Source organism: Gilvimarinus sp. 1_MG-2023, from assembly GCF_030548285.1.
The window spans coordinates 1-287 of the sequence record NZ_JAUOSC010000815.1 but is presented as its reverse complement, the minus strand read 5'-3'; the positions used below and the strand labels follow the sequence as shown (position 1 = coordinate 287).

Annotated in this window: 1 other RNA gene; it reads right to left on the bottom strand. The window is 49.5% G+C overall.

Annotation, left to right across the window (positions count from 1 at the left end):
• Window positions 1-65: signal recognition particle sRNA small type (gene ffs / locus Q4563_RS19160), an RNA gene on the bottom strand; the annotation flags it as partial.
• Window positions 66-287: the final 222 nt, after the last annotated feature.

Sequence of the window (287 nt, the reverse complement as noted above, 5' to 3'; positions counted from 1 at the left end):
CTACTACCGTTGCTCCCTTCCGGGCCTGGCGGGGTTCGTAGCTTATCGTTGCGAGGGGACCAACAGGAGCCACCATAACGACCTGACTTTCGACAGGAGGACAAATCGTACAGATAACTTTTCGATATTTCAAGGAGTTAAAGCAAATTCATGCTAACCCGGATAACAGCCGGCTGTGTTCGAACATCCGACACACTCTGTTATTCAGAGATGCAACCACTGTTTTAATGCCAGATTGATAATATCCGCCCGGCTTAGGCCCAAATCATCGCAGGCCAAATCCAGAC